The sequence below is a fragment of the Neptuniibacter caesariensis genome (assembly GCF_000153345.1).
GTDB lineage: Bacteria > Pseudomonadota > Gammaproteobacteria > Pseudomonadales > Balneatricaceae > Neptuniibacter > Neptuniibacter caesariensis.
This window is the reverse complement of the sequence record NZ_CH724125.1, coordinates 2,080,298-2,088,278: the sequence shown is the minus strand read 5'-3', so window position 1 is coordinate 2,088,278 and position 7,981 is coordinate 2,080,298. Positions and strand designations below refer to the sequence as shown.

The 7,981-nt window shown below is 48.8% G+C and carries 18 protein-coding genes; all 18 read right to left on the bottom strand.

The window, feature by feature from the left end; translation table 11 throughout:
- A partial coding sequence (gene rplR / locus MED92_RS09750) for a 50S ribosomal protein L18 (protein ID WP_007021366.1) occupies positions 1 to 301 on the bottom strand: 301 nt, incomplete at its 3' end.
- Between the two features lie 13 nt (positions 302 to 314).
- Positions 315 to 848, bottom strand: coding sequence for a 50S ribosomal protein L6 (gene rplF / locus MED92_RS09745; RefSeq protein WP_007021365.1), 534 nt, complete (start codon positions 846 to 848; stop codon positions 315 to 317).
- Positions 849 to 861: 13 nt separating this feature from the next.
- On the bottom strand, positions 862 to 1,254 hold the full coding sequence (gene rpsH / locus MED92_RS09740) for a 30S ribosomal protein S8 (protein ID WP_007021364.1): 393 nt from the start codon (positions 1,252 to 1,254) through the stop codon (positions 862 to 864).
- Positions 1,255 to 1,334: 80 nt separating this feature from the next.
- Positions 1,335 to 1,640, bottom strand: a complete 306-nt coding sequence (rpsN, locus tag MED92_RS09735) for a 30S ribosomal protein S14 (RefSeq protein WP_007021363.1) — start codon at positions 1,638 to 1,640, stop codon at positions 1,335 to 1,337.
- A gap of 12 nt (positions 1,641 to 1,652) precedes the next feature.
- On the bottom strand, positions 1,653 to 2,192 hold the full coding sequence (gene rplE, locus MED92_RS09730; RefSeq protein WP_007021362.1) for a 50S ribosomal protein L5: 540 nt from the start codon (positions 2,190 to 2,192) through the stop codon (positions 1,653 to 1,655).
- Between the two features lie 14 nt (positions 2,193 to 2,206).
- Positions 2,207 to 2,521: a 50S ribosomal protein L24 gene (gene rplX / locus MED92_RS09725; RefSeq protein WP_007021361.1), complete on the bottom strand. Its 315-nt coding sequence runs from the start codon at positions 2,519 to 2,521 to the stop codon at positions 2,207 to 2,209.
- A 103-nt stretch (positions 2,522 to 2,624) separates the two neighbouring features.
- The gene (rplN, locus tag MED92_RS09720) at positions 2,625 to 2,993 is read right to left on the bottom strand and encodes a 50S ribosomal protein L14 (protein WP_007021360.1); all 369 of its coding nucleotides are present in this window, start codon (positions 2,991 to 2,993) and stop codon (positions 2,625 to 2,627) included.
- Positions 2,994 to 3,067: 74 nt separating this feature from the next.
- Complete coding sequence (gene rpsQ, locus MED92_RS09715) at positions 3,068 to 3,331, bottom strand: 30S ribosomal protein S17 (protein WP_007021359.1); 264 nt, start codon at positions 3,329 to 3,331, stop codon at positions 3,068 to 3,070.
- Positions 3,332 to 3,333: 2 nt separating this feature from the next.
- Entirely contained in the window at positions 3,334 to 3,525 is a 192-nt protein-coding gene (rpmC, locus tag MED92_RS09710; protein ID WP_007021358.1) for a 50S ribosomal protein L29, read from the bottom strand.
- Positions 3,525 to 3,938, bottom strand: a complete 414-nt coding sequence (rplP, locus tag MED92_RS09705; RefSeq protein ID WP_007021357.1) for a 50S ribosomal protein L16 — start codon at positions 3,936 to 3,938, stop codon at positions 3,525 to 3,527. Before rplP ends, rpmC begins: the two co-directional genes overlap by 1 nt.
- An 11-nt stretch (positions 3,939 to 3,949) precedes the next feature.
- The gene (gene rpsC, locus MED92_RS09700) at positions 3,950 to 4,630 is read right to left on the bottom strand and encodes a 30S ribosomal protein S3 (protein ID WP_007021356.1); all 681 of its coding nucleotides are present in this window, start codon (positions 4,628 to 4,630) and stop codon (positions 3,950 to 3,952) included.
- 23 nt (positions 4,631 to 4,653) lie between these two features.
- On the bottom strand, positions 4,654 to 4,986 hold the full coding sequence (rplV, locus tag MED92_RS09695) for a 50S ribosomal protein L22 (RefSeq protein WP_474662372.1): 333 nt from the start codon (positions 4,984 to 4,986) through the stop codon (positions 4,654 to 4,656).
- An 8-nt stretch (positions 4,987 to 4,994) separates the two neighbouring features.
- A complete protein-coding gene (rpsS, locus tag MED92_RS09690; protein ID WP_007021354.1) occupies positions 4,995 to 5,270 on the bottom strand; it encodes a 30S ribosomal protein S19 in 276 nt (91 codons plus the stop codon).
- Positions 5,271 to 5,282: 12 nt separating this feature from the next.
- Positions 5,283 to 6,110, bottom strand: a complete 828-nt coding sequence (rplB, locus tag MED92_RS09685) for a 50S ribosomal protein L2 (RefSeq protein WP_007021353.1) — start codon at positions 6,108 to 6,110, stop codon at positions 5,283 to 5,285.
- 15 nt (positions 6,111 to 6,125) lie between these two features.
- Entirely contained in the window at positions 6,126 to 6,422 is a 297-nt protein-coding gene (gene rplW / locus MED92_RS09680; protein ID WP_007021352.1) for a 50S ribosomal protein L23, read from the bottom strand.
- A complete protein-coding gene (gene rplD, locus MED92_RS09675) occupies positions 6,419 to 7,024 on the bottom strand; it encodes a 50S ribosomal protein L4 (protein ID WP_007021350.1) in 606 nt (201 codons plus the stop codon). The genes rplW and rplD overlap by 4 nt, the downstream gene beginning before the upstream one ends.
- An 11-nt stretch (positions 7,025 to 7,035) precedes the next feature.
- Positions 7,036 to 7,674 carry a 50S ribosomal protein L3 gene (gene rplC, locus MED92_RS09670; RefSeq protein ID WP_007021349.1) on the bottom strand — a complete coding sequence of 213 codons (639 nt, stop codon included), beginning with the start codon at positions 7,672 to 7,674 and terminating at the stop codon, positions 7,036 to 7,038.
- A gap of 120 nt (positions 7,675 to 7,794) precedes the next feature.
- Positions 7,795 to 7,981, bottom strand: a 187-nt coding sequence (gene rpsJ / locus MED92_RS09665; RefSeq protein ID WP_007021348.1) for a 30S ribosomal protein S10, incomplete at its 5' end; no start/stop codon positions are given.

Here is a 7,981-nt window from a genome sequence, read left to right as displayed (position 1 = left end):
GACCATGGTACTGGTAACCAGCACGGTCGAATGCTACTTCAGTAACACCAGCTTCAGTAGCACGCTGAGCGATCAGAGTACCTACTTTTACAGCTGCGTCGATGTTACCACCAGTCGCTTCGCGCAAATCTTTTTCTACAGTTGATGCAGCCGCCAGGACTTTAGCACCATCAGCAGAAATAACCTGAGCGTAGATGTGACGCGGTGTGCGAGTAACGCACAGACGAGTTGCGCCCAGCTCACGCATTTTCAGACGGGAGCGACGAGCACGACGAATACGAGATTGTTTCTTAGCGTTCATAACCCTGTCCTATTTACTTTTTCTTCGCTTCTTTACGGCGAACATACTCATCAGCATAACGAACACCCTTACCTTTATAAGGCTCTGGTGGACGGAACGCACGAATCTCAGCAGCAGCCTGACCTAGAACCTGCTTGTCTGCACCAGACAGCACGATTGTAGTAACGTTTGGCGTTTCTGCTTTGATACCTTCTGGTAGTTCGTAGTCGATTGGGTGAGAGAAACCCAGGTTCAGGTTCAGCGTGTTGCCTTTTGCAGCAGCACGGTAACCAACACCCTGTAGCTCAAGAGTCTTCTTGAAGCCTTCGCTTACGCCAACAACCATGTTGTTAACCAGAGAACGAGTAGTACCGGACAAAGAACGGGACAGTTTAGACGCTTCACGAGCAGCGAACTTTACAGAACCTTCTTCCTGAGAAACCTCAACAGAAGGGTGTACTTCCAAAGAAAGCTGGCCGTTTTTGCCTTTAACATTGACAGACTGACCGTCAATCTTAATTTCAACACCTGCAGGTACGATAACAGGGCTTTTTGCAATACGTGACATATTGAAATACCTCTTAGAATACCGTGCAGATTACTTCGCCGCCCACACCAGCACTACGTGCTGCGCGGTCAGCCATTACGCCTTTACTTGTAGAGATAATCGCTACACCAAGACCGCCAGAAACCTGTGGCAGTTCGCTTGCGCTCTTGTAGATACGCAGACCTGGACGACTAACGCGCTTAATCTCTTCGATTACCGGCTTACCTTCAAAGTATTTCAGCTCAATGTTCAGAACCGGTTTTACGTCGCCTTCTACTGCGTAGTCAACGATGTAACCTTCTTCTTTAAGAACTTCAGCTACAGATACTTTTACTTTGGAAGACGGCATAGATACGGCCTGCTTTTCAGCCATGTGACCGTTACGAATACGAGTGAACATATCCGCTAGAGTATCTTGCATGCTCATGCATTTACTTCCTCTTGTGCAGCACAGCGCGGTACCCGAAGGGCCGGACCACTGTGCTTACCGTTATACAAACTGGTGGATTACCAGCTTGCCTTTTTCAAACCTGGAACATCACCGCGCATCGCTGCTTCACGCAGTTTGATACGGCTGATACCGAACTTACGGTATACAGCGTGAGGACGACCAGTCAGCTGACAACGACGCTGCTGACGTGATTTGCTTGAGTCGCGTGGCAGCTTCTGCAGCGCCATAGTCGCATCCCAAACTTCGTCTTCAGATGAGTTAGGGTTGTTGATGATTGCTTTTAGTGAAGCACGCTTTTCAGCATACTTAGCAACTAACTTCGCACGCTTAGCTTCACGTGCCTTCATTGATTCCTTAGCCATGATATACCCCTATTACTTACGGAATGGGAAGTTCAGGGCAGCCAGCAGGGCGCGACCCTCGTCGTTATTCTGAGCAGTTGTAGTGAACGTAATGTCCATACCACGTAGCTTATCCACTTTATCGTAATCGATTTCAGGGAAGATAATCTGCTCTTTAACACCCATGCTGTAGTTGCCACGACCGTCGAAAGATTTCGGGTTCAGGCCACGGAAGTCACGGATACGTGGGATAGAAATATCTACCAGACGATCCAGGAATTCCCACATACGCTCGCCGCGCAGTGTTACTTTACAGCCAATTGGCCAGTCTTCACGAACTTTGAAGCCCGCGATAGATTTACGAGCCAGAGTTACAACAGGCTTCTGACCAGCAATTGCAGTCATATCTGCAACCGCATTTTCCAGCTGTTTTTTATCACCCAACGCTTCACCAACACCCATGTTCAGAGTGATTTTGGTCAAACGTGGAACAGCCATAACGTTAGGGCAGTTCAGCTCATCTTTCAGCTGCTGCTTAACGGAATCGTTATAAAGCGCTTTAAGTCTAGACATGATATCTACTCCCCTTATCCGCCAATGACTTCGCCGGTAGACTTGTAGATGCGAGTCTTAGAGCCGTCTTCAAGTACTTTGAAGCCAACACGATCGCCTTTACCAGTCTGCGGGTTGAAGATTGCAACGTTAGAAACGGCGATTGCCGCTTCTTTCTCAACGATACCACCTGGCTTACCCAGCATTGGGTTAGGCTTGGTGTGCTTCTTCACCATATTGATACCAGAAACGATCAAACGATCGTCCAGAACACGCATGACAGTGCCACGCTTGCCCTTGTCTTTTCCTGCGATGACAATTACTTCATCGTCACGTTTAATTTTGCGCATAATTTACCTATATCGCTTCCTGCTACCCTCTCATGCTCAAAAACGCCAACACCTTCCGGTGTTAGCGTTTTTACATAAACCGAACTGTTTAATTGTTCGATCTTTATAGCACTTCAGGCGCCAGGGAAATGATTTTCATGAACTTCTCTGAGCGAAGTTCACGCGTCACTGGGCCGAAGATACGAGTACCAATTGGTGCATCGCTAGCGTTCAGAAGAACCGCAGAGTTAGTATCAAAGCGGATTACTGAACCGTCTGGACGACGAACACCTTTACGGGTACGTACCACTACGGCGTTAAGAACCTGACCTTTCTTCACTTTACCGCGAGGAATCGCTTCTTTAACGGTAACTTTAATAATGTCACCTACAGAAGCGTAGCGGCGGTGAGAACCACCCAGGACCTTAATACACTGCACTCGCTTAGCGCCACTGTTATCAGCAACATCAAGCATAGATTCAGTTTGAATCATGGTCTTACTCCAAAAACATTTTTAGGCCGCCCGCAATACGGACGGACCGGCTAATGGAGCAAAGGCGCAATAGTTTACACCTTTGCTGCACGCTCTTCAATACGAACCAGTGCCCAAGATTTATTCTTAGACAAAGGGCGAGTTTCCGCGATGGTAACCAGGTCACCCTGCTGACACTCGTTTTTCTCATCGTGAGCATGCAGTTTAGAAGAGCGCTTCATGAATTTTCCGTAAATCGGATGCTTCTCTTTGCGCTCAACCATTACTGTGATGGTTTTATCCATCTTGTCGCTTACAACGCGACCAGTAACAGTTCGAGTACGTTTTTCGGCGCTCATACTTAGTTACCTGCCTTTTCGTTGAGTACTGTCTTCACACGAGCGATATCGCGACGAACCTGTCCAAGCAGATGAGACTGTGCCAGCTGGCCTGTAGTCTTCTGCATGCGCAGATTAAACTGCTCTTTCAGAAGACCCAGCAGTTCCTGCTGAAGCTCATCAACGGACTTTTCACGTAGTTCAGTTGCTTTCATTACATCACCGTCCGTTTAACAATGGTTGTTGCAACAGGCAATTTTGCAGCAGCTAGGGTGAACGCTTCAGATGCAAGCTGTTCTTCAACTCCGCTCATTTCGAACAGAATCTTACCTGGCTTAATCTGAGCAACCCAGTACTCAACCGCACCCTTACCTTTACCCATACGTACTTCAAGCGGTTTCTTAGAAATTGGCTTGTCTGGGAACACACGGATCCAGATTTTACCACCACGCTTAACGTGACGTGTCATGGTACGACGCGCTGCTTCGATCTGACGTGCAGTGATTCGACCGCGACCAGTCGCTTTCAGTGCAAATTCACCAAAGCTTACAGTGCTACCGCGCTGTGCCAGACCGCGGTTGCGGCCTTTCATCATCTTGCGGAACTTAAGACGTTTTGGTTGTAGCATCGACGTCTACCTCACTTACCTTTCTTCTTAGGCGCATTTTTCTCAGCACGCACCTGTTCGATGCCGCCAAGAATCTCGCCCTTGAAGATCCAGACTTTAACGCCGATCACACCGTAAGTAGTGTGCGCTTCATATGTAGCGTAATCGATATCCGCACGAAGTGTGTGCAATGGCACACGACCTTCACGATACCATTCGCTACGAGCGATCTCGGCACCACCCAGACGACCACCAAGCTGAATCTTGATACCTTTAGCACCAAGACGCATAGCGTTCTGTACCGCGCGCTTCATCGCACGACGGAACATAACACGACGCTCCAGCTGGCTAGCCACACCCTGTGCTACAAGGCGTGCGTCCAGTTCTGGCTTACGAATTTCTTCGATGTTGATGTGAACAGGAACACCCATCATTTCTGATACTGTGTTACGAAGTTTCTCAACATCTTCACCTTTCTTACCAATCACGATGCCCGGACGAGCTGTGTGAATAGTAATCTTAGCATTCTGTGCAGGACGCTCGATTTCGATGCGGCTTACAGATGCTTTTTCAAGCTGCTTATCCAGGTACTCACGCACCTGCAGATCATTCTGCAGCTTGCTTGCGTATTCGCTCTTGTCTGCGTACCACACAGAAGTGTGATCTTTAACAATACCGAGACGAATACCCGTTGGATGTACTTTCTGACCCATAACGGAATCTCCTAGCAGTCAGCTCAGTCGGCCACTTTTACAGTGATGTGACAGGAGCGCTTCAAAATACGATCAGCGCGACCTTTCGCACGCGGCTTGATGCGCTTCATAGTCATTGCTTCGTCAACAAAAACTGTAGAAACGCGCAGCTCGTCAATATCAGCACCTTCGTTATGCTCTGCGTTAGCAATAGCAGACTCCAGTACTTTCTTAACAAGCGCCGCACCTTTTTTAGGACTAAACGCCAGGATATCCAGAGCTTCACCCACAGATTTACCACGGATCTGGTCAGCAACCAGACGTGCTTTCTGTGCAGAGATGCGGGCGCCTTTGTGCTTAGCGGCAACTTCCATCATCTTACTCCTTATCGCTTGGCTTTCTTGTCTACTACGTGACCACGGTAAGTACGTGTCACAGCAAACTCGCCCAGTTTATGACCAACCATGTCTTCAGTAATAAATACTGGGACATGCTGACGGCCGTTGTGTACTGCAATTGTCAAACCTACGAAATTCGGGAAGATCGTAGAACGACGAGACCAAGTTTTGATTGGACGACGGTCGTTTGCTTCAATCGCAGCCTCTACCTTTTTCAACAGGTGAAGGTCGATAAATGGACCTTTCTTCAGTGAACGTGGCACAGCTGTATCCTCTTACTTAGCGTTACGACGGCGTACGATCAACTTGTCAGTACGCTTGTTCTTACGAGTTTTATAACCCTTAGTCGGAACACCCCATGGCGTCACAGGATGACGACCACCGGAAGTACGACCTTCACCACCACCGTGTGGGTGGTCTACTGGGTTCATCGCAACACCACGTACTGTAGGACGAACACCACGCCAACGCGTAGCACCCGCTTTACCCAGCTGACGCAGAGAATGTTCGCTGTTGCTCACTTCACCCAGAGTTGCACGACACTCAACCAGTACTTTGCGCATCTCGCCTGAACGCAGACGTAGAGTAGCGTAAGCACCTTCACGTGCTACTAACTGTGCAGATGTACCCGCAGAACGAGCAATCTGAGCACCTTTACCAGGCTTCAGCTCAACACAGTGAATTACAGAACCCACTGGAATGTTGCGCAGAGGCATAGTGTTACCAGGCTTGATATCTACTGTGTCGCCAGACATGATCTTAGCGCCAGCAGAGATGCCTTTAGGTGCAATGATGTAACGACGTTCGCCGTCTGCGTATACAACTAGTGCAATGTGCGCAGAACGGTTAGGATCGTATTCCAGACGCTCAACAGTCGCTGGGATACCGTCCTTGTTACGACGAAAATCAATGTTACGGTACTGCTGCTTGTGACCACCGCCAATATGACGAGTCGTAATGCGACCGTGGTGGTTACGACCACCGCTCTTGCTTTTCTTCTCAACAAGAGGTGCATACGGCTTGCCTTTGTGTAGCTCAGAATTAGTCACTGTCACTACATGACGGCGTCCAGCAGAGGTCGGCTTAGTTTTAGTCACTGCCATTTTTAAATTCCTCTATTACTCGCCACCAAGGAAATCAATCTCAGAGCCGTCAGCCAGAGCAACGTATGCTTTACGCACGTCGTTACGCTTACCGAAACCACGCTGTGTACGCTTGGTTTTGCCCTTAGCATTCAGAACGTTCACGCCTTTAACTTTAACGTTGAACAGCTCTTCTACTGCTTGTTTGATTTCCGGTTTAGTAGCGTCTTTTGCTACACGAAAAACAACCTGCTGAGAACCATCAGCTACGATAGTAGCTTTCTCGGAGATGTGCGGACCCAGCAGCACTTGATAAATGCGTTCCTGTTTCATGCCAGCTTCTCCTCGATTTTCTTCAGAGCAGCTACAGTAACCAGTACTTTATCGAAGCCAACCAGAGATACTGGATCAACTCCTGAAGCATCACGTACATCAACGTGCGGTACGTTGCGTGCTGCCAGGTACAGGTTCTGCTCTACTTCTTCAGTAATCAGCAGTGCATTGTTCAGCTCAAGCTCATTCAGCTTAGCCACAAACTGTTTAGTCTTTGGAGACTCAACAGCAAATTCTTCAACTACAACCAGACGCTCCTGACGAACCAGCTCAGAGAAGATGCAACGCATTGCTGCGCGGAACATTTTTTTGTTCACTTTCTGAGAATGGTCACGCGGCTGAGCAGCGAATGTAACACCACCCGCACGCCAGATTGGAGAACGGCTTGTACCAGCACGTGCACGGCCAGTACCTTTCTGACGCCATGGCTTAGCACCGCCACCAGAAACCGCAGAACGGTTTTTCTGAGCTTTAGTACCTTGACGGCCACCTGCCAGATAAGCAGTTACAACCTGGTGAACCAGCGTCTCGTTGAATTCTTTACCAAAAGCCAGGTCGGAAACTTCAACCGAACCTTTAGCTCCAGCCAAATTCAGATTCATTTCAAACCCCCTTAGGCGCCAGCTTTAACAGCTGGTTTAACGATTACGTCACCGCCAGTTGCGCCTGGAACAGCACCTTTGATCAACAACAGGTTGCGTTCTGCATCAACACGAACGACTTCCAGGGTCTGAACGGTTACACGCTCATTACCCATCTGACCTGCCATCTTCTTGCCTTTCCAAACACGACCAGGAGTCTGACACTGACCAATAGAACCCGGAGCACGGTGAGAAAGAGAGTTACCGTGAGTCGCGTCCTGCATGGAGAAGTTCCAGCGCTTAACGCCACCCTGGAAACCTTTACCTTTGGACTGACCTGTTACGTCAACTTTCTGACCTGCTTCGAAGCGCGCAACTGTTAGCTCTTCGCCAACGTTGACTTCGTCGCCACCCGACAGGCGGAACTCCCACAAACCACGACCTGCTTCAACACCTGCTTTAGCAAAGTTACCTGCTTCTGGCTTAGAAAGGCGGTTAGCCTTCTTTCCACCAGTAGTAACCTGCACAGCTGCGTAGCCGTCAGTTTCTTCTGTTTTCACAGCAGTAACACGGTTCGGTTCCACTTCGATGACGGTGACTGGCACGGATACGCCGTCTTCATTGAAGACACGAGTCATACCCGCTTTACGACCGATTAGACCTACAGTCATTTTCTTTTAAAACCTCTTGCCAGTTGTGTACGGGGCTGTTACCCACTACGGCTGCCCTTTCCAGAGCATTCCACAATAAAAAAGCGCTTCATTAATTAAATTAATTCTGCGCAGTTGCCTTTAGCCGAGGCTGATCTGCACTTCAACACCCGCTGCAAGATCTAGCTTCATCAATGCGTCAACTGTTTTCTCAGTTGGCTCAACGATGTCCAGAACACGCTTGTGAGTACGGATTTCATACTGATCACGTGCATCTTTGTTCACGTGAGGAGAAATCAGAACTGTGTAGCGTTCTTTGCGGGTAGGA

Excerpts from the sequence above, each read along its gene's own strand:
- rplE (WP_007021362.1), bottom strand. The coding sequence starts at position 2,192 with ATGTCTAGACTTAAAGCGCTTTATAACGATTCCGTTAAGCAGCAGCTG.
- rplC (WP_007021349.1), bottom strand. The coding sequence starts at position 7,674 with ATGACTGTAGGTCTAATCGGTCGTAAAGCGGGTATGACTCGTGTCTTC.
- rplB (WP_007021353.1), bottom strand. The coding sequence starts at position 6,110 with ATGGCAGTGACTAAAACTAAGCCGACCTCTGCTGGACGCCGTCATGTA.
- rpsN (WP_007021363.1), bottom strand. The coding sequence starts at position 1,640 with ATGGCTAAGGAATCAATGAAGGCACGTGAAGCTAAGCGTGCGAAGTTA.
- rplF (WP_007021365.1), bottom strand. The coding sequence starts at position 848 with ATGTCACGTATTGCAAAAAGCCCTGTTATCGTACCTGCAGGTGTTGAA.
- rplP (WP_007021357.1), bottom strand. The coding sequence starts at position 3,938 with ATGCTACAACCAAAACGTCTTAAGTTCCGCAAGATGATGAAAGGCCGC.
- rplN (WP_007021360.1), bottom strand. The coding sequence starts at position 2,993 with ATGATTCAAACTGAATCTATGCTTGATGTTGCTGATAACAGTGGCGCT.
- rpsC (WP_007021356.1), bottom strand. The coding sequence starts at position 4,630 with ATGGGTCAGAAAGTACATCCAACGGGTATTCGTCTCGGTATTGTTAAA.
- rpsQ (WP_007021359.1), bottom strand. The coding sequence starts at position 3,331 with ATGAGCGCCGAAAAACGTACTCGAACTGTTACTGGTCGCGTTGTAAGC.
- rplV (WP_474662372.1), bottom strand. The coding sequence starts at position 4,986 with ATGATGGAAGTTGCCGCTAAGCACAAAGGCGCCCGCATCTCTGCACAG.
- rpsH (WP_007021364.1), bottom strand. The coding sequence starts at position 1,254 with ATGAGCATGCAAGATACTCTAGCGGATATGTTCACTCGTATTCGTAAC.
- rplX (WP_007021361.1), bottom strand. The coding sequence starts at position 2,521 with ATGCGCAAAATTAAACGTGACGATGAAGTAATTGTCATCGCAGGAAAA.
- rplD (WP_007021350.1), bottom strand. The coding sequence starts at position 7,024 with ATGAATCTGAATTTGGCTGGAGCTAAAGGTTCGGTTGAAGTTTCCGAC.
- rplW (WP_007021352.1), bottom strand. The coding sequence starts at position 6,422 with ATGAAACAGGAACGCATTTATCAAGTGCTGCTGGGTCCGCACATCTCC.
- rpmC (WP_007021358.1), bottom strand. The coding sequence starts at position 3,525 with ATGAAAGCAACTGAACTACGTGAAAAGTCCGTTGATGAGCTTCAGCAG.